The 18,821-nt window shown below is 41.3% G+C and carries 20 protein-coding genes; 8 read left to right on the top strand and 12 right to left on the bottom strand.

Going from position 1 to position 18,821, the window contains the following annotated elements; translation table 11 throughout:
• Positions 1 to 52: 52 nt before the first annotated feature.
• The gene (locus K1F36_RS05810; protein ID WP_220112957.1) at positions 53 to 601 is read left to right on the top strand and encodes an NUDIX hydrolase; all 549 of its coding nucleotides are present in this window, start codon (positions 53 to 55) and stop codon (positions 599 to 601) included.
• On the opposite strand, the gene hisS is transcribed toward K1F36_RS05810, so the two are convergent.
• Positions 585 to 1,973 carry a histidine--tRNA ligase gene (gene hisS / locus K1F36_RS05805; RefSeq protein ID WP_220112956.1) on the bottom strand — a complete coding sequence of 463 codons (1,389 nt, stop codon included), beginning with the start codon at positions 1,971 to 1,973 and terminating at the stop codon, positions 585 to 587. The two genes, K1F36_RS05810 and hisS, sit on opposite strands and share 17 nt — an antisense overlap.
• A 165-nt stretch (positions 1,974 to 2,138) precedes the next feature.
• Positions 2,139 to 2,609 (bottom strand): DUF6495 family protein, encoded by a 471-nt coding sequence (locus K1F36_RS05800; RefSeq protein WP_220112955.1) that lies wholly within the window; start codon positions 2,607 to 2,609, stop codon positions 2,139 to 2,141.
• Positions 2,610 to 2,766: 157 nt separating this feature from the next.
• On the opposite strand from K1F36_RS05800, the gene K1F36_RS05795 reads away from it, so the two are divergent.
• Positions 2,767 to 3,231, top strand: coding sequence for a DUF4168 domain-containing protein (locus tag K1F36_RS05795; protein WP_220112954.1), 465 nt, complete (start codon positions 2,767 to 2,769; stop codon positions 3,229 to 3,231).
• Positions 3,232 to 3,305: 74 nt separating this feature from the next.
• Here K1F36_RS05795 and rplI read toward each other — a convergent pair whose 3' ends face one another.
• From rplI to rpsF, 3 genes are read right to left on the bottom strand one after another with little or no spacing between them, the layout of a single operon-like run.
• On the bottom strand, positions 3,306 to 3,758 hold the full coding sequence (gene rplI / locus K1F36_RS05790) for a 50S ribosomal protein L9 (RefSeq protein ID WP_220112953.1): 453 nt from the start codon (positions 3,756 to 3,758) through the stop codon (positions 3,306 to 3,308).
• Between the two features lie 13 nt (positions 3,759 to 3,771).
• Entirely contained in the window at positions 3,772 to 4,068 is a 297-nt protein-coding gene (rpsR, locus tag K1F36_RS05785; RefSeq protein WP_106145737.1) for a 30S ribosomal protein S18, read from the bottom strand.
• 4 nt (positions 4,069 to 4,072) lie between these two features.
• Entirely contained in the window at positions 4,073 to 4,411 is a 339-nt protein-coding gene (gene rpsF, locus K1F36_RS05780; protein WP_207033084.1) for a 30S ribosomal protein S6, read from the bottom strand.
• A gap of 234 nt (positions 4,412 to 4,645) precedes the next feature.
• Here rpsF and K1F36_RS05775 point away from each other — a divergent pair, with 234 nt between their 5' ends.
• The gene (locus tag K1F36_RS05775) at positions 4,646 to 5,338 is read left to right on the top strand and encodes a LytR/AlgR family response regulator transcription factor (RefSeq protein WP_100818563.1); all 693 of its coding nucleotides are present in this window, start codon (positions 4,646 to 4,648) and stop codon (positions 5,336 to 5,338) included.
• Here K1F36_RS05775 and priA read toward each other — a convergent pair whose 3' ends face one another.
• The 4 genes from priA to nadC are packed head-to-tail and all read right to left on the bottom strand — an operon-like array spanning position 5,339 to position 10,067.
• The gene (priA, locus tag K1F36_RS05770) at positions 5,339 to 7,798 is read right to left on the bottom strand and encodes a replication restart helicase PriA (RefSeq protein ID WP_220112952.1); all 2,460 of its coding nucleotides are present in this window, start codon (positions 7,796 to 7,798) and stop codon (positions 5,339 to 5,341) included.
• A 3-nt stretch (positions 7,799 to 7,801) separates the two neighbouring features.
• The gene (locus K1F36_RS05765; protein WP_220112951.1) at positions 7,802 to 8,251 is read right to left on the bottom strand and encodes a DUF2147 domain-containing protein; all 450 of its coding nucleotides are present in this window, start codon (positions 8,249 to 8,251) and stop codon (positions 7,802 to 7,804) included.
• A complete protein-coding gene (locus K1F36_RS05760) occupies positions 8,226 to 9,209 on the bottom strand; it encodes a YihY/virulence factor BrkB family protein (RefSeq protein WP_220112950.1) in 984 nt (327 codons plus the stop codon). Before K1F36_RS05760 ends, K1F36_RS05765 begins: the two co-directional genes overlap by 26 nt.
• Complete coding sequence (nadC, locus tag K1F36_RS05755; protein WP_220112949.1) at positions 9,210 to 10,067, bottom strand: carboxylating nicotinate-nucleotide diphosphorylase; 858 nt, start codon at positions 10,065 to 10,067, stop codon at positions 9,210 to 9,212.
• A 92-nt stretch (positions 10,068 to 10,159) separates the two neighbouring features.
• Here nadC and rlmH point away from each other — a divergent pair, with 92 nt between their 5' ends.
• A complete protein-coding gene (gene rlmH / locus K1F36_RS05750) occupies positions 10,160 to 10,633 on the top strand; it encodes a 23S rRNA (pseudouridine(1915)-N(3))-methyltransferase RlmH (RefSeq protein WP_220112948.1) in 474 nt (157 codons plus the stop codon).
• A 110-nt stretch (positions 10,634 to 10,743) separates the two neighbouring features.
• On the opposite strand, the gene serA is transcribed toward rlmH, so the two are convergent.
• Both serA and K1F36_RS05740 read right to left on the bottom strand, forming a co-directional pair.
• Entirely contained in the window at positions 10,744 to 12,636 is a 1,893-nt protein-coding gene (serA, locus tag K1F36_RS05745; RefSeq protein ID WP_220112947.1) for a phosphoglycerate dehydrogenase, read from the bottom strand.
• Between the two features lie 158 nt (positions 12,637 to 12,794).
• Positions 12,795 to 13,247, bottom strand: coding sequence for a methyltransferase family protein (locus K1F36_RS05740; RefSeq protein WP_220112946.1), 453 nt, complete (start codon positions 13,245 to 13,247; stop codon positions 12,795 to 12,797).
• 61 nt (positions 13,248 to 13,308) lie between these two features.
• Between K1F36_RS05740 and K1F36_RS05735 the strand changes: the two genes are divergently transcribed.
• The 4 genes from K1F36_RS05735 (at position 13,309) to K1F36_RS05720 (ending at position 18,434) form a co-directional block, all read left to right on the top strand.
• Complete coding sequence (locus K1F36_RS05735) at positions 13,309 to 13,890, top strand: non-canonical purine NTP diphosphatase (RefSeq protein WP_220112945.1); 582 nt, start codon at positions 13,309 to 13,311, stop codon at positions 13,888 to 13,890.
• 146 nt (positions 13,891 to 14,036) lie between these two features.
• On the top strand, positions 14,037 to 15,794 hold the full coding sequence (locus K1F36_RS05730) for a DEAD/DEAH box helicase (protein WP_220112944.1): 1,758 nt from the start codon (positions 14,037 to 14,039) through the stop codon (positions 15,792 to 15,794).
• A 75-nt stretch (positions 15,795 to 15,869) separates the two neighbouring features.
• A complete protein-coding gene (locus tag K1F36_RS05725; RefSeq protein WP_207033068.1) occupies positions 15,870 to 16,652 on the top strand; it encodes a carboxypeptidase-like regulatory domain-containing protein in 783 nt (260 codons plus the stop codon).
• 99 nt (positions 16,653 to 16,751) lie between these two features.
• Positions 16,752 to 18,434 carry an alpha-amylase family glycosyl hydrolase gene (locus tag K1F36_RS05720; protein WP_220112943.1) on the top strand — a complete coding sequence of 561 codons (1,683 nt, stop codon included), beginning with the start codon at positions 16,752 to 16,754 and terminating at the stop codon, positions 18,432 to 18,434.
• Positions 18,435 to 18,437: 3 nt separating this feature from the next.
• Here the strand turns inward: K1F36_RS05720 and K1F36_RS05715 are convergent, their stop codons facing one another.
• Entirely contained in the window at positions 18,438 to 18,818 is a 381-nt protein-coding gene (locus tag K1F36_RS05715; protein ID WP_258538950.1) for a VOC family protein, read from the bottom strand.
• Positions 18,819 to 18,821 lie beyond the last annotated feature (3 nt).

The raw sequence follows: 18,821 nt of genomic DNA, 5'->3' as shown, positions 1-18,821 counted from the left end.
ATTTGTCGCCTCGAAACTTCTTCGGGGTGACTTTTTTTTATCTTTATGTGATATGGATGAGCTAGTTGACATTTGGGACGAACACGGAAAACCTACGGGGCAATCTTGTTTAAAATCGGAAGCTCACCGGAAAGGACTGCTTCATCCTACCGTCCATGTTTGGCTCTATACACACGATGGACGAGTATTGATTCAGCAACGCGGTAAAGATAAATCTACCCACCCCCTACTTTGGGATGTTTCAGTGGCCGGACATGTTTCTGCTGGAGAAAACATTGTTAATGCTGCCGCTAGGGAGGTAAAAGAAGAAATAGGACTTACGGTATCGGAATCAGAATTAGAGCCTCTAGGAACCTTCAAAGCCATTCACAAGATATCCGAGGACTTTATTGATGCGGAATTGCATCACATTTTTTTGTGCAAATTAACGGTTCCCTTGAACCAACTCAACAAACAAGAAAGTGAGGTAGAAGATTTAGCACTCATACCACTTTTTAAGTTCGCCGAGGAAACCTGGGGCTTGGCCAGTGTCGGCAAATACGTACCGCACGGACCTACCTATTACAAAACCATTATAAAGGAAATTAAAAGTCGGACTTGACTTTTTCTGCAAATTCCTGAACGGCATCCAAGGCATATTCCTTTTGGTCGCCTGTCTTCATGTTCTTTACCACAAATTTACCATCGGTAAGCTCCTGCTCTCCCAAAAGAATTACATACGGCACTCCCCTTTTGTCGGCATATTTAAACTGCTTTTGCACTTTGGTATCCATTGGGTATAAATCAGCCCTAAGACCTTGCTTGCGTAGCCCAGAAACCAGTTTTAAGGCCGCCATGCCTTCCTTTTTTCCAAAATTGAGGCAAAGCACATCCAACGAAGTATCCAAGCTGTCAGGAAAGAGATTCAATTCCTCCAGAACCAAATAAATACGGTCCAATCCAAAGGAAATTCCCACCCCGCTTACATCTTTGAGTCCAAAAATACCGGTAAGGTCATCATAACGGCCACCACCTCCAATGGAACCCATTTTAACGCCCTCTGGTGCGGCCACTTCAAAAATGGCGCCGGTGTAGTAATTTAACCCACGGGCAAGCGTCACATCTAATTGGAGCTTTGCTGATTGCAATCCCACCATATCCACGGTGGAAATAATTTCTTCCAGTTCAGCAACGCCCAACATACCGACTTCGGAGTCGGAAAGAATACTTTTTAGTTTTTCCAATTGTTCGGAAGCGGTTCCCACCATATCAAACAAAGGCTGTGCCTTGGCTATGGCCGACTCGGAAATGCCTTTTTCCACCATCTCGGCCTTCACCTTCTCCTCTCCTATCTTGTCCAACTTGTCCAAGGCCACGGTAAAATCGACCAATAAGTGTTTGGCTCCAATTACTTCGGCGATTCCAGAAAGTATTTTTCGGTTATTGATTTTGATGGTTGCCCCATTTAATCCCAAATCGGTGAAAACGGCATCGTACAACTGTACAAACTCCACTTCTTGAAGCAAGGAATTTGCACCGACCACATCGGCATCACACTGGTAAAACTCTCTAAAACGCCCTTTTTGCGGACGGTCGGCACGCCACACAGGTTGAACCTGATATCGCTTAAACGGAAAATCAATCTCGTTTTGGTGCATCACCACGTAACGGGCAAAAGGTACGGTCAGGTCATAACGAAGTGCTTTTTCGGAGATTTTCGGGGTCAACGAAGCGGAATTTTTTGAACTATAAGTCACATCATCCACCTTGGAAATAAAATCACCGGAATTCAAGATTTTAAAAATCAGACGGTCGCCTTCATCCCCATATTTTCCCATTAAAGTCTCCGAATTCTCGAAAGATGGAGTCTCTATCGGCTGAAAACCATAGGTTTCGAAGTGTTTTTTAATGATCTGGATGATATAGTTACGTCTGGACACCTCTGCAGGTGAAAAATCGCGGGTTCCTTTAGCTATGGATGGTTTTTGTGCCATGTGGTTTTAAAATTCCTATGTAAATATACAGTTTTGATTAAAGGGTCAAGGTCAAATGAGTAAAGGCTTAATCAGATTCTTCTTTTAATAGGTTCTCGACTGCGCTCGAACTGACAAGCAGGTTTATTTTTTCTTGAATCCAATATCTGAAGTCTGAAATCTGAATTATTCCACAATCTGTTCAAACCATTGATACAGTTCTCCTTTAGTGATAACGGCCCCTTGTTTAATGATTTCAAACTTGTCCACATTTTTATCTTCCCCATAAGCCTTGGAGGCCGTAAGATATTCCACAAAATCGGACTGATAATTCCGTTTGAACCAGCCAAAGCCCACCTCGGTCCTGAGGTCGATTTCCGGGTTTAATATTTTAACGGAGAGCAACTTCATTTCCTTGTCCGTTAAATGGAACAGGTGCATATGCCTTTCGGAAACATTTTCAAGATATTCCACCTTGTTCAAGACACCTTCCCATATCAAATCGCTAAAAACATCGATTTCTTCCTCGGCCACCTCTGGTTTTTCCTTTTTAAGGGTATCCCACTCCTCCGCAGTAATGGACTGGGTAGCCAAAAAGTTGATGAATTCCGGGTGCAGCTCTTCTAATTGCTCTTTTGTCAAACGTCTGTACTTCATCCTGCAAAAATAAAAAGGCTTATTATAAGCACCGAATTTATGGCGGAGAATTATTCGATTGTACCTCTAGCTTTAAGTATATATTAACCTCTATTCTTTGGTAAGCCCTTATAAATACTTTAGTTTCGGAAATTAACATGTATTAAAAGAAGATAAAATGACATTTTTAAAATCGATGAAAACGTTCATGGTTTGCATGGCAACCCTTGGTGCGACCGCTTTTTCCCAAATCAACGCGCAAGAGCAGGTAGAGGTCAGCGACACGGAACTGAACAAGATAGCTGCCGCTTTCCAAGACATCCAAAAAGTGAATATGGAAGCGCAGCAAAAAGTAATGAAAACCGTTGAAGAAAGTGGTTTTGAGGCAAATAGGTTCAATGAAATGTACCAAGCTGCCGCTTCTCCCGAAAAAACGGTAGATGCCAGTGACGAGGAAAAGGAACGCTTTGGCAAATTAATGAACGAGATACAGCAGATGCAGGTAGGCTTCACCCAACAAATTGAAGAAATCATCAGCAATGAGGGGTTGAGTATGGAAAGGTATCAAACCATTGCCATGGCATTGCAAAGCGATTCAGAACTACAGGGACGGTTAAAAGCGGCTTTGGAACAACAGCAGTAATTCAGCTTTAAAATGATTTTATAAAAAACCCCGCGCAAATTGCCCGGGGTTTTTTATTCTATATGTTTAGAAGTTTAGTTTGCTTCCGCAACCACTTCAAATGGGAATTCAACTACGACTTCCCTATGCAATCTGATAATCGCTTCGTAAGGACCAACTCTTTTAACAGCTCCACCTTTGATATTGATGAATTTTCTGTCGATTTGGTGTCCTTCTTTGTCCAAAGCAGCAGCAAGGTCGATATTGGTCACAGAACCGAACAATTTATCTCCGGCACCGGCTTTAGCGGCAATTTTGATTTCCAATTGTTTCAACGCATCGGCAATCTTAGTAGCCTCGTCGATTACTTTTTTCTCCTTGTGAGCTCTTTGCTTAAGGTTCTCGGCCAAAACTTTTTTGGCGGATGGTGTAGCCAAATCGGCCAAACCTTGTGGGATAAGGAAGTTTCTGCCGTAACCGTTCTTTACGGTAACGATATCATCCTTAAATCCCAAATCCTGTACATCTTCTTTTAGAATAAGTTCCATTCTCTGGTGTTTTTTATTTCAACATATCGCCAACATACGGCATTAACGCTAGGTGACGGGCACGTTTTACGGCCTGCGCCACTTTTCTTTGGTATTTCAAGGAAGTACCTGTAAGTCTTCTTGGGAGCAATTTACCTTGCTCGTTCACCAACTTCATCAAGAAATCAGGATCTTTGTAATCAATGTACTTGATACCTGATTTTTTGAACCTACAATACTTCTTTTGCTTGTTGGTCTCAATGTTAAGCGGGGTCAAATACCTGATTTCCCCGTCTTTTTTTGCTTTTGCTTGTTGCTCAATAGATGCCATACCCTTATGCCTTTGCTTTTAGTTTGTTTCTTCTTTTCTCCGCCCAAGCAATTGCATGCTTGTCCAATTTAACGGTCAGGAAACGCATAATGCGCTCATCTCTTCTAAATTCCAACTCGTAAGGGCTGATTGCCTCACCTGGCGCTTGGAATTCGAACAAGTGGTAAAATCCACTTTTCTTGTGCTGAATGGGATAGGCCAATTTTTTTAGTCCCCAATCTTCTTTGGAGACCATTTTGGCACCATTCTTAATCAAGAAATCCTCAAATTTCTTGACTGTTTCCTCTATCTGTGTCTCAGACAGAACGGGATTCAAAATGAAAACAGTTTCGTAATGGTTCATTATAATATATTTTTAAAGGAGCGCAAAATTAATAATATTTCTTTCACCCTGCAAGAAAAGTAAAAAAACTTCGTTTAAGTACATGAGTTATCAACAGTAAAAACCTTTTAAACCTAAATAACACATATGGCAATTTACACAACAAAATAGACCATGTTTACATCTTTTGTTGCTCCTAAACGTGTTTTTTATGTAATTTGCCGATGATTTAAAACCCTACAAATCACCCCATTCATGAAATTAAAAAGTATAATTGTAGACGATTCTTCCATGCAGCGCATGGCCGTTGCGAAATTGGTCAACAATCATCCACACCTAGCTTTGGTTGCTGAATACAGCAATGCCATTGAAGCCAAAAATGGCCTTAAAAACCACGAAATCGACCTCATTTTTTTAGATGTTGAAATGCCGATTATCAGTGGTTTTGACCTTTTAGAGGCCCTAGAGAACCCACCACAGGTAATCCTTATCACAGGAAAACCTGATTATGCACTTAAAGCATTTGACTACGATGTAACCGATTACCTTCACAAACCTATTACTTTGGCCCGTTTTGAAGCTTCCGTAAAAAGAGCTGTTGCCAAATACGAGCAAATGAACAGGGTTGATGAGGACGAGGAACACATCTTTGTAAAGAGCAACCTTAAAAAACGTAAGGTTATCTTAAACGATATTAAATGGATAGAAGCGTTGGGTGACTACATCAAATTGGTGACTGATGAAGCCAATATCGTAATCCTTTCCACCATGAAATCTTTTGAAAAGCAATTGCCTGCCGAAAAATTTCTACGTATCCATAAATCTTACATTGTGAATCTGGAGAAGATAGAGAAATTCAACAGTAAAAATGTTGAAGTAGGGGGCAGACAGATTCCATTAAGTAGAAACAAAAAGACAGAACTGGCGGAAGCGCTGGCCAACGTATAATTATATGTGGTCCACATTGTAGACCAGTCTTACACTTTTATACTTGGAAATAGCATTAAAGGATTTTTCAATTCTTTTAATGCTATTTTTTGTTTGAGCCAGCGGTTGTTTGTGAGGAATCTTGATCATTATATTTTTCAGGTAGTCTCTTCGGATTCGAGCAACGGGTGGGTACTCGGGACCAAGAATGTTGTTGCCGAGCACATTGCGCAGCGAACCGGCCAACCAATCCGATGCCTGGTTCAATTTGTTGAAATCCTTATCCTTTAGCGTAACTTTAATCAGCCTTACCAAAGGTGGGTATTTAAACTGCTCACGCTCATAAAACTGTTCCTCGAACATTTTATCATAATTGTTCGTAGTTACCTGCTGTAGAATTTGATGGTACGGATTATAAGTCTGAATAAGCACTTTACCTCGTTTTTGGGTACGCCCTGCCCTACCGGCCACCTGTGTCAACATTTGAAAACTACGTTCATGGGCCCTGAAATCAGGAAAATTGAGCATGGAATCGGCATTCATGATACCTACCAAGCTTACATTTCTAAAATCCAGTCCCTTGGTCACCATTTGTGTGCCCACCAAAATATCCATCTCCTGATTTTCAAAAGATGAAATAATTTTTTCATAAGCGTACTTGCCACGTGTGGTATCCAAATCCATCCGCCCCACCGAAACATCGGGAAACAACTGCCCCAACTCCTGTTGAATCTGTTCCGTACCAAATCCCTTGTTGTCCAAAGTAGGACTCCCGCAGGCCAAACAGGCCTGTTGCAAGGCCATATGATAACCACAATAATGACAGCGCAGTTGACTTCTGTGTTGATGATACGTTAGACTTACGTCACAGTTAGGACATTGTGCTACATGGCCACAAGTAGTGCATTCCACAACCGGTGCGTATCCTCTCCTATTTTGAAAAAGAATGATTTGCTCTCCCTCTTCCAAAGCTTCGGTAATGGCCTTGATCAAAATTTCCGAAAAATGCCCCTTCATCCTACGCTTACGGGTCGCTTCCTTTATATCCACCAAATTGATATCTGGCATCAACACATCTCCATACCTATGCGATATGCCCGCATAACCATATTTCCCTGTCTTGGCATTGAACATGCTCTCAATACTAGGCGTAGCAGAGCCCAACACAATATTTGCCTTATGGAGAGAAGCCAATACCACAGCGGCATCCCTGGCATGATAACGAGGAGCAGGATCAAATTGTTTAAAGGAATTTTCATGCTCCTCATCCACTACCACCAGACCCAAATTGGTGAACGGAAGAAATAAGGACGAACGTGCGCCAATTACAATTTGCGCCTTTTCTGCGCTCTTTAGGACATTGTTCCACACCTCTACCCTCTCGTGGATACTATATTTTGAATGATAAACGGCCACCTGGTGTCCAAAATAATGCCGCAGCCTATTGATCAATTGTGAAGTCAATGCGATTTCCGGAAGTAAATACAAGGCTTGTTTACCTTTATCCAGACATTTTTGAATGAGTTTTACGTAAACTTCTGTTTTTCCTGATGATGTAACTCCATGCAACAAAACAGGTTTTTTCTCCGAAAAGCCAATATTGATGGCTTCCAAAGCCTGATGCTGATGCTCATTTAAATCTACATGTTTGGATGCTTCGGAACGTTCATCAAAGTCGACCCTGTCTTTTCGGATGTGGTATTCCTCCAAGATATTTTTATCTATAAGTGCTTTTATCACCGCACGTGAGGCCCCACTCGCCTCTTCCAATTCGGTAAAAGCGATAGGTTTGTTGCTTTTTTTGGATTTCAGCTGAAAAAGAGAAAGCACCACTTGGCTTTGCTTGGGTGCCTTGGTGAGTCCATTCAACAATTCTGCCAGTTGCTGCTCGTCCTCATATTGGTCGGATAGCTTAACGTAGCGGACCAGTTTGGGTTTGTATTGTTCGTACAGCTCTTCTTTTTGAAGCACAACTCCTTTATGGACAAGCGTATTGATAAGCTTCAATACATTTTTCCTATCAACAATGTCACTGACCTCGGAAATTTTTAATGCGGATTGATGCTGCAATGCCTCAAATATCAAAAACTCATCATCCGTGAGTTCTGCTTCGTCTACATCCGTATTTTTGTTGGGCAAAACCAACGTTTCGCTTTCTAACATAAAAGCACTTGGCAGCGCACTTCGGATGACTTCTCCCAACGTACACATGTAATATTTGGCCACCCATTCCCAATGCTTCAACTGTATTTGGGTCACAACAGGTTGCTCATCAAGAATTTGATAAATTTCTTTGGGTTCGTAGGCTTCGGGAGCATTTTGATGCACCCTATAGGCCAATGCAGTAAATATCTTTGATTTACCAAAGGGAACGGCAACGCGCATTCCCTCTTCTATAAAATCTGCTTCGGCCTGCGAAATTTTATACGTGAAGAGTCTTTCCAAAGGAATGGGAAGAACAACATCCAAAAAATAATCCATACATTAATTCTCTTCTACCCTATGCCATGTTTGGGTCCTGTGCAGAAATGCTAAATATCCTCTGACCTTCAATCGGTTTTTATTCTCCTCGTCCAGCCAGACTTTTCCTCTAAAAGTCATGGCTTGCTCGGGGTCAAACAAACTATCGCCTTTGTAAACACCGTCTTTGTGTTCCTCGAAATTGTCCATGATCTTCATACCTAGAATTGGCTTGTTCTTTTTGTCGCCATCACATTTGGTGCACAGTGCACCTTTTTTTCCATCCTCTAGGATTTCTATCACTTTGGCGTGCAACATACCGTCTTCCTTGTAGATTTCAATAACGGCCTTTTCCACACCGTTACGGTCATCAATAGTTTTCCATTTACCAAAAACACTTTGCGACCATGTTATCTGACAAAGCAAAAAACACACTCCGCATATCCATTTAATCTTCATTCTTTTGCTTTTCATGTCGCTTTTTTAGTGAGTTTAAGGTTGCATTCAGTTCAAAACCCAATAATAAGATATTGGAATTTAACCAAATAAACACCATTAAAATCAATAATCCGCCCAATGCACCATAAAGTTCATTATATCGTGCAAATTTATCTACGTAAATACCGAAAAGATAGGACGTGAGGAGGAACAAAAGGGTTGTCATTAAGGCCCCTGCTGAAAAAAAACGGGCATTTCTTCCCTCTGCAGTTCCAAAATAATACAGTATCGCAGTTGTTAAATAGGATAGAAACAAGAAAAACAACACTTTGGCGATTTGTATGCCCACCGTATCCCCTTTTTCCACATCGTAGCCCACCAGCCTTCTTCCAAGATACTCGCTGGTGTATTCCACAATGTAAAACTCAAAATACACAAAGGCAACGGCCCCTACGATCAATAAAACGGAAAGAATCAACCCCACCATAAGCGCATAGGCATACTGACGGAAAAAATTACGGGTAAGTTCCACATGGTACGAGTTCTCGAACCCACCAAAAATGGCATTAACACCATTGGCCACCAAAAAAATAGATAAAATAAAGGCAGACGACAATAATCCCCCTTGTTTTTGATCCTTGATCTGTTGGTAGATATCTCCAAAATAATCACTCGTTGCAGAAGGCAAGAAAGACTCCAAAAAGTCTAAGAACTGGGCGTCAAAATTAGCATTGCCGACACTTACGTACGGAATTATAAAAGGAATCAATGTCACCAAAAAAATAAGCAATGGAAACAATGCCAAAAACAGGCTAAAAGCAATGGAACTGGCTCTGGATGAAAGAGTCCCTTTAACAATCCCCAGCAAGTACATTTCAATCAAATCATACAAAGAGAGTCCTTCAAAAGCTTTGAGCTTTATTTTTTTCATCAATCGGACAACCCAATTAATGACAGGTATTTTTTCTAACTGCTCTTCGATGCCTGCTGACATTTAAACGGCTTTTAAGCTTAAATCCATATTATAAACGGAATGGGTAAGCGCACCCGAGGAAATAAAATCCACGCCACATTCGGCATATTTTCGAATCGTGTCCTCGGTTATTCCCCCCGAAGATTCAGTGAGGCACCTATCCCCTATTCTTTTGACGGCTTCTCGGGTTTCGTCATAATCAAAATTATCCAAAAGGATACGGTAAACACCATCTGATTTCAATATTTCATCAACTTCATCCAGATTTCTAGCTTCTACTATAATTTTTAGGTTTTTCCCCTTTTCCTCTAAATAATCCTGTGTTTTTTGAATGGCTTTTGTGATTCCTCCTGCAAAGTCGATATGATTGTCCTTGAGCATGATCATGTCGTACAGGGCAAACCGATGGTTTTCGCCTCCTCCTATCTTCACCGCCCATTTTTCCAGGGCCCGAATACCGGGAGTTGTTTTTCGGGTATCCAAAATCCTGGTCTCGGTACCGTCCAGAAGGGACACAAAATCCTGAGTCTTAGTCGCGATGGCACTCATACGCTGCATGGCATTTAGCACCAGGCGCTCTGCTTTTAATATGCTCTGGGAGCTTCCCTCCACATAAAAAACAATATCTCCATATTTAACCTGGGCCCCATCTTCTCTCAAAATTTCCATAGTAAGGTTTGGGTCGACATAATCGAATACTTGTTTGGCAAATGCAACACCTGCGATAATGCCCTCATCCTTTACCAAAAGTTTTGCCTTTCCCCGAGCTGATGCAGGAATACAGGATAAAGAGCTATGGTCGCCATCACCAACGTCCTCTCTTACGGCATTGGCAATGATCAAATCCAGTTCGTTTTGAAATTGTTCTTCGGAAATCATCCAATTGAGCTTTTAACGAAAATAGTAAAAACATTGTTCGTTGACCATGACTTATGTGCCCATAATTTAAGCTGAAACGTTTATTTTTGGGCATGCAGATTACTTTGATTGCCATTGGAAAAACCGACAAGTCTGAACTTGAAGAACTTATAACTGTTTACGAGAAACGGCTAAAGCATTACATCAAGTTTCAAATTGACATCATTCCTGACATCAAAAACCGTAAAAACCTCTCCGAAGTACAGCAAAAGGATAAGGAGGGCGAACTTATTCTAGCTCAATTGCAACCCACGGACACTTTGATACTGCTGGATGAAAAGGGCAAGCAATACAGTTCGATGGACTTTGCACAATTTCTTCAAAAAAAGATGAATAGCGGCATTAAAAACCTTGTCCTTGTCATTGGAGGTCCTTATGGATTTAGTGATGCCGTCTATGCCAAGAGCTCAGGTAAAATAAGTTTGTCCAAAATGACCTTTTCCCACCAAATGGTGCGATTGTTCATAGTGGAACAGATTTATAGAGGGTTTACTATTCTCAGGAACGAGCCCTATCATCATCAATGAATTGGATAAAAGACCGCTGCGCTTTAAAAGACAAGACAAAAGACTTTTTCCTGATTATTTGATCATTACATCTTGACTCTTATGTCTTATGGTGTCTTATGTCTAATAAACTAGTAAAGCACCCTAAACTTGATGGTGTTCTCAATTTTCTTGAGCGCTTTGATTACATCCTTGTCATATTCCTTGTCCAAATCAGTGATTACATAACCTACTTCACTATCGGTTGAAAGATACTGACCAGAAATGTTCAGTCCGTATTGCGCCAATATTTCATTGATCTTGGCCATGATACCCGGAACATTTCTATGAATGTGCAAGAAGCGATGAGCTTTGTTCTGTTTAGGCAAACGTATATTCGGGAAGTTAACGGCATCCACCGTATTTCCCGTATTAATGTAATCCATGATCTTGTTTGGCACAAAATCCGCAATGTCGCGCTGTGCTTCCTCGGTACTACCTCCAATATGCGGTGTAAGAATAACATTGGAAAGCCCTTGTAACGGGGTTTGAAATTCTCCGTTGCTACGTGGCTCGGAAGGATAAACATCTACAGCAGCTCCTCCCAATTTCCCACTTTTTAAGGCAGATGCCAGAGCGTCAATATCAACAACGAAACCTCTAGACAGGTTAATGAGCTTTGCACCATCCTTCATTTGGTTGATCTCGCGCTCTCCTATAAAGTTTTTATTGGCCTTATTGTCATCAACATGTAAGGTGACCACATCTGAAACATTCAGCAAGTCTTCCAATGTATTGCATTTAACGGCGTTTCCGATGGCCAACTGATCGTCGACATCGTAATAATACACCTTCATCCCCATGGCCTCGGCCAAAACGGACATCTGTTTACCAATGTTGCCATAACCTACAATACCTAGGTTTTTTCCGCGAACTTCTTGCGATCCAGCAGCGGTCTTGTTCCACTCTCCATTATGGATTTCCGTGCTTCTTGGGAAAATACTACGCATCAACATAATAATCTGCCCTATGGCAAGCTCCACTACGGAACGGGTGTTGCTATATGGGGCATTGAAGACCACAACCCCTTTTTTCTTGCTGTATTCCAAGTCTATTTGGGTGGTTCCGATACAAAATGCACCTACCACCAATAATTTATCGGCTGCATCCAAAACTTTTTGGGTCACCTGTGTTTTGGACCTGATTCCAAGTACATGAACTCCTTTGATACGCTCAATAAGTTCATCTTCGGAAAGACTGGTTTTGATCAATTCTACTGAAAATCCTTCTTCCGAAAGATTGTCAAAAGCTGCAGTATGAACATTTTCCAGTAAAAGGATCTTGATTCTGTTCTTGGGGTATGATAAGTTTCTTGGCAAATCGTTTATATATAAAAATTCATCTAAATTCGGTGTAACGTGGTCGGCATTGCTTGCCGCCTTTTCGCGATGCACGTTTTCGGTGTAGGCGAAAAACTTATGGGCTATTCCGGCCTCGCGCATTACATAATCGCTATAACCGTCGCCTATTACTTGGACCTCGCCTTCCAAGTCCAGGTTCTTTAAACACTCTATTTTTCCGTTGTGTGCGGCCAAAACATTTGTTTCGTCAAAACCGATAATATTTCCATCGGCATCAAATTTAAATGTGTTGGCATACACCCTTTCGGATGGAATGTTGTATTCTTCAACTATTGGGTCAATAAATTCCTTGAAACCGCAGGAAATCACATAAATATCCTCTGAGAACTCGTGAAAAAATTGTTTGTTGGCTTCAATCGATTTTGAGATTTTTTGTCGGAGCTCTTTTACCAAATTCTCCAAATCGCTCTTGTTGGCACTCAACAAACGAATTCTTCGTTCCAAGGATTCCGTGAAAGAAATATCCCCATCAATCCCTAAATTGGTGATTTTTTGGATTTCCGCCACGATCTCGTTCCTTTTTGGATTGCCTTGCAGGGTCATTTCAGCTAAAACATCCAACGCCTCAACACGTGTGAGCGTACTGTCAAAATCGAACACATATTTGCGTCCTGTCTCTACCATGGGTCGTTTCAAAAAAATTAAGGTGTAAAATTAAACATTAATTCCATCCTTATAATCGGAAGATGCCAAAAACCTTACACATTTACAGATAAATCAAAAAACCATTACGATTTGTTTTAAATAGCACCCAAAAAAGTGAATTTTTCAATTTCCCTTTCTTAAAACCAACGTCTTGTGAGCTTACAATAGATATTATATTCTTGACCAAATATTTTTTTAAGAGCCTCCTCTTCGGGTTTAATCTGGAAATGGTTCATATAGGAAACAAATCCCGCCGCAACTAAAGTATTAAAGGCGTTTCCCAGATTGAGACCATAGGCCAATAAAAAAAGTAACATTCCCAAATACATGGGGTTACGCGTATAATTGTAGATGCCATTGGTTACCAATTTGGATGCTTTATTTGGATTCAATGGGTCCGTTGTAGTTTTTTTTATCAAAAACTGAATCACGGAAATCACAATTATTGAAACTCCGAGACCGAACAACACTATCATGAGCCAATGTTTCCCAAAAAAATCGAACTCACCTACTGGCAGAAACCTGTCCAAAACATACATCAAAACTCCAAAAACCAACATCACCAAAGCAGGTGGCACTTTCATTTTCATATAAACTTGGTTAAACCCCGAAATTACTACTTTTGAATCTCAAATAGAACCCTTTTTTGATTTGAAACTAGTTTTTGCCACACATAACGACAACAAGCTAAAGGAAGTTCAGCAATTACTTCCTGAAAATATTGAATTGTTGTCCTTAAAGGATATTGAATGCTTTGATGAAATTCCAGAAACCGGTGACACCCTAGAAGAAAACGCCAAAATCAAGGCGGATTTTGTAACCCAAACCTATGGGTTGGACTGCTTTTCGGATGATACGGGTTTGCTTGTAGATGCTTTGGACGGAGCGCCCGGAGTCTATTCCGCTAGATATGCCGGAGAACAAAAGAATGCCGAGAACAATATGTCTAAATTATTATCCGAATTGGTGGATGGTACTGACCGGTCAGCACACTTTAAAACCGTGATCCATTTAAACCTAAAAGGCGAAAGTTTCACTTTCGATGGCATTGTTGAGGGACAAATTACCACCGAACAGCATGGAAAAGGAGGTTTTGGCTACGACCCAATTTTTAGACCTGATGGATACAACAAAACCTTTGGTGAGCTGCCTCCAGAGACCAAAAACGCTATTAGTCACCGAGGTAGGGCCATACAAAAATTGGTGGATTTTTTAAAAAAGAAGGCAACTTAGCTTGCACCGATCAAAATAAGTGTACCTTTGCCGCTTTATTAACGCCGCCGGTATGGGCAAGGTGTTGTGATGGGCTTGAACGGGAAATACTAAAAATCGCTCTATACAACACAAACATATTTGCGATTTAAGGTATTTACACCGCTATGACAAAATTTGAAGCCTTGGGGTTGGACAAACCCCTATTGGATGCTATTTCCGACCTTGGATTTGAATCCCCCTCTGAAGTACAAGAAAAATCAATCCCAATTTTATTGGACCAAGAAACCGATTTGGTTGCCTTGGCACAAACAGGAACAGGTAAAACCGCTGCCTTTGGATTTCCGATGATTCAAAAAATCCAACACGACAGTAGAACCACCCAAGGATTGATTCTCTCCCCTACTCGGGAACTCTGTTTACAGATCACCAACGAATTAAAACTTTATTCCAAATACGTAAAAGGAATCAATGTTGTTGCCATTTATGGTGGTGCCAGCATTACCGACCAGGCCAGACAGATAAAAAGAGGGGCGCAGATTGTTGTTGCCACTCCCGGTCGTATGAAGGACATGATCGGCCGAAACATGGTGGACATCTCCAAAATTGACTATTGCGTACTGGACGAAGCCGATGAAATGTTGAACATGGGCTTCTATGAGGATATCAAGGACATTTTGTCCAATACTCCCAAAGAAAAGTTTACATGGCTGTTCTCGGCAACTATGCCGAAAGAAGTGGCTACCATTGCCAAAAAGTTCATGCACAACCCAGTAGAGATTACTGTTGGTTCCAAAAATGCAGGCGCCTCTACGGTACAACATGAATATTATGTAGTAGGTGGACGTGACCGTTACGCTGCCCTTAAACGTTTGGCCGATGCCAACCCAGGTATCTTTTCTGTAGTGTTCTGTAGAACCAAAAGAGATACACAACGTGTGGCAGAAAAATTGATTGAAGATGGATACAATGCCGGTGCGCTACATGGTGATTTGAGCCAAAATCAGCGTGATTTGGTCATGAATTCGTTCCGTAAAAAACAAGTACAGATGTTGGTAGCTACCGATGTGGCTGCCCGTGGTATCGATGTGGACGATGTTACCCACGTAATCAACTATCAATTGCCCGATGAAATCGAGACCTATACTCACCGAAGCGGTCGTACCGGACGTGCCGGAAAATCCGGAATTTCCATGGTTATTATCACTCGTTCAGAGTTAAGGAAGATCAAGGCCATTGAGAAAAAAATACAGCAAGATTTTATTTCCAAAAAGATTCCTGACGGCATTGAAATCTGCGAGATTCAATTGTACCACTTGGCCAATAAGATAAAAGAAACCAAGGTAAACGCAGAAATCGACAGCTATTTGCCTGCTATAAACGATGTACTTGAAGGAGTTGATCGGGAAGAGCTGATCAAGAAGATATTTTCAGTAGAATTCACCCAATTCTACAATTATTATAGCAAGACCAAAGACCTCAACAGTCAAGATGCTGAAAGAGGAAATGGTGCATCCAAAGGTGATATACCCACGGAAGGTTCCGTACGATACTTTATCAATGTTGGGGAACGCGATGGTTATGATTGGATGAGCCTGAAGGATTTCCTCAGAGACACCTTGAACTTGGAAAAAGAAGACGTCTACAATGTGGACACCAAAGATTCTTTCTCCTTTTTTAATACCGATGCCCAACTCACTGAATTCATCCTTCAAACCTTTACCGATTTTAAATTGGAAGGACGCTTCATAAACGTGGAAGTTTCCAAGAATCCAGGCGCCGGTGGCGGTGGAAAAGGTGGAAAAAAACGTCGAGGCAATAAAGGCGGTGGCGGAAACCGAAGAGGTGGCAACAAGTCATATAAAGGAGGAAAAAAAGGAGGTTACGGCAAAAAAGGAGGTAAGAAAAAGCAGGGCTTTTATTAGTTAATTCTATATTAAATGATAAGTCCCTCCTGTTTATTTTTCTTTGTTTAGTATTTTTATACCTACAAAGATTGCATGAGAAGAGTACTACTTATACTATTGTCCCTATTTCCTTTGCTCGGTTTTTCACAAACCGATAGTGGAGAATCCCAAGAAGTAAAGGATTTTACGGCTACGGTGATTAATGCCCAAACGGAATATCCCTTGGAGAGTGTTCACGTAGTCAATCTTAATCAGGTTAAGGGGACCATTACCAATCAAGATGGTAAGTTTACCATTCCTGCTGCGGTGAACGATACACTGTACTTTTCCTATCTTGGTTTTAAGACCCAAAAAGTGAGGGTCACCAACGATATGTTCCGATTTGGAGATACCGAAATTGCATTGACCGAACTTGCCTATGCCTTGGAAGAGGTTGTGGTAACACCATATCAGCTTACAGGATACCTCGAAATTGATGTAAAGAACCTTCCGGTGAACAATGCATATCAATATAGCATCTCCGGATTGAACACAAGTTACGAAGCCGGTAATAAAAGCCCAAGTGCAGTCACCAAAGTACTCGGGGCCATTTTGAACCCTGCCGATTTGCTACGGAATCTTTTCGGTAAAAAGCCAAGGCAGATGCGTAAGCTTCGTCAAATCAAGGAAGATGATAATATCAGGGACCTTTTGGCTTCAAAATTTGATAGGGAAACCTTGACCGAGCTCCTTCAATTGGAAAAAGTGGACATAGAGGACATCCTCAACAACTGTAACTACTCAAAATCCTTCATTAAAACAGCTAACGACCTTCAGATATTGGATGCAATTTCCAGTTGTTACGAAGAATATAAAGTACTCAACCGCACCCAATAAATAGTACGATAAGAATAGTTTTCGGGATTGTTTAAAACGGATATAAATAAATTTTATATTTACCAAGGCATTTTATAGCTTTAAACAAATTCCCAATTCATGAAAAAACTCCTTGTTGTTTTGTTTTCGATACCCTTATTTATTGGCTGCAAAAAAGTTAAAAAAGAACAGGAAGTGACGCAGGTAGTTGTGTCGGAAACCCCTAAAAAGGAGGTTCCGTTTGTTTGGGAAGGTGCCAATATTTACTTCTTGTTGACCGATCGCTTCAACAATGGAAATCCCAACAACGATATCAACTTTGACCGAACTGAAGAGACTGCCGTACTAAGAGGTTTTGAAGGAGGCGATATTCAAGGAATCACAAAAAAGATAGAAGAGGGGTATTTTACCGATTTGGGTATCAATGCTATATGGTTCACCCCGATAGTAGAGCAAATTCATGGCGGAACCGACGAGGGAACGGGAAAAACCTATGGTTATCATGGGTATTGGACCAAAGATTGGACCGCTATAGACCCTAATTTTGGAACTAAAAGCGACCTTTCCAAACTTGTAAAAACAGCACATAGTAAAGGAATCCGAGTAATTTTGGACGTAGTTCTCAACCATACTGGGCCCGTTACGGACAAAGACCCCGTTTGGCCAGATGATTGGGTAAGAACTGGACCAACTTGTGAGTTCACAACCTATGAAAATACTACGGAATGTACGCTAGTGGCAAACTTACCCGATATTCTTACCGAATCCAATGAACCCGTAGAACTGCCCGATGCACTTTTGGCAAAATGGAAAGTTGAGGGCCGTTTGAGCAAGGAACTCGACGAACTCCAGTTGTTTTTTGAACGCACGGGCTACCCAAGGGCACCCCGCTACTACATTATTAAATGGCTAACGGATTACATCAACGAATTTGGTGTTGACGGTTTTAGGGTGGATACTGTAAAACATGTCAACGAAAATGCTTGGACCGACCTCCATAAAGAAGCGGACTACACTTTTGAAATGTGGAAAAAGAAACATGAAAACAGCGTATTGGATGACAATCCTTTTTACATGGTCGGGGAAGTCTACAATTATGGCATATCCAGTGGAAGGGATTTTGATTTTGGTGACAAGAAAGTGGATTTCTTTGATTATGGATTCAAAAGTCTTATCAACTTTGAGCTAAAGCATGATGCGGACAATGATTATGAGAGCATTTTCACGAAATATAGCAAATTGCTGCATACCAAATTACAGGATAAAAGTGTACTCAATTATTTGACCTCACATGACGATGGCTCCCCTTATGATAAAAATCGCTCCAAACCATATCGTTCCGCAAATGTATTGCTGTTGACCCCCGGGGCTTCGCAAGTGTATTACGGTGACGAAACCGCTAGAAGCCTTACCATTGAAGGAGCTGAAGGCGACGCAACACTCAGGTCGTTTATGAACTGGGAAGATTTGGACAGCTTGCCCGAAACAAAAAAAATACACAAGCATTGGCAAAAACTCGGACAGTTTAGGGCCAATCATCCTGCCATCGGTGCAGGCAAGCACAAACGTTTGGCCAAATCACCCTATGTATTTTCCAGGACATACGAAAATGGAGATTACCGTGATAAGGTGGTTGTCGGGTTGGATTTGCCAAAAGGCAAGAAGTCGCTATGGGTCAAAGGTTTCTTTGGTGATGGCACCACCTTGTACGACACCTATTCCGAAACCCAGGTCGTTGTGGCCAACGGAAAAGTGATTTTGGACAATGATTTCGATATCGCCCTTTTGGAACTTGTGGAATAGACCTTATTGTCTGGAATGCAAAGCAATCCGATTTCCCTCAGAATCCAGAAAAACCGCCATGTACCCTATATCGGGCCTTATTTGTGTCTTGGACTGAATAATCTTCCCTCCATTAGACTCAATACGGTCCAGTTCATTTTGAACGTCCAAACTATTGAAGTAAACCAGCACCCCATCAGTTTCACTGGGCTTGTACCAATCCTTATTTTGAATTAAAGAACCTGCAGCCCCAGGCTTTCCATGATCCGCTGGAAACCACCCCATTTGGGTTCCCCCAAAATCCTCTAAACTTATTTCAATCTGAAAAACAGCTTCATAAAACTTTTTTGCACGGTCCATATCCGCTACGGGTATCTCGAACCAGCCAACCATATTATAATCCATCGC

Origin of the sequence: Flagellimonas abyssi, from assembly GCF_019457905.1 — a bacterium.
GTDB lineage: Bacteria > Bacteroidota > Bacteroidia > Flavobacteriales > Flavobacteriaceae > Flagellimonas > Flagellimonas abyssi.
This window is presented reverse-complemented; position numbering and strand designations above follow the sequence as displayed.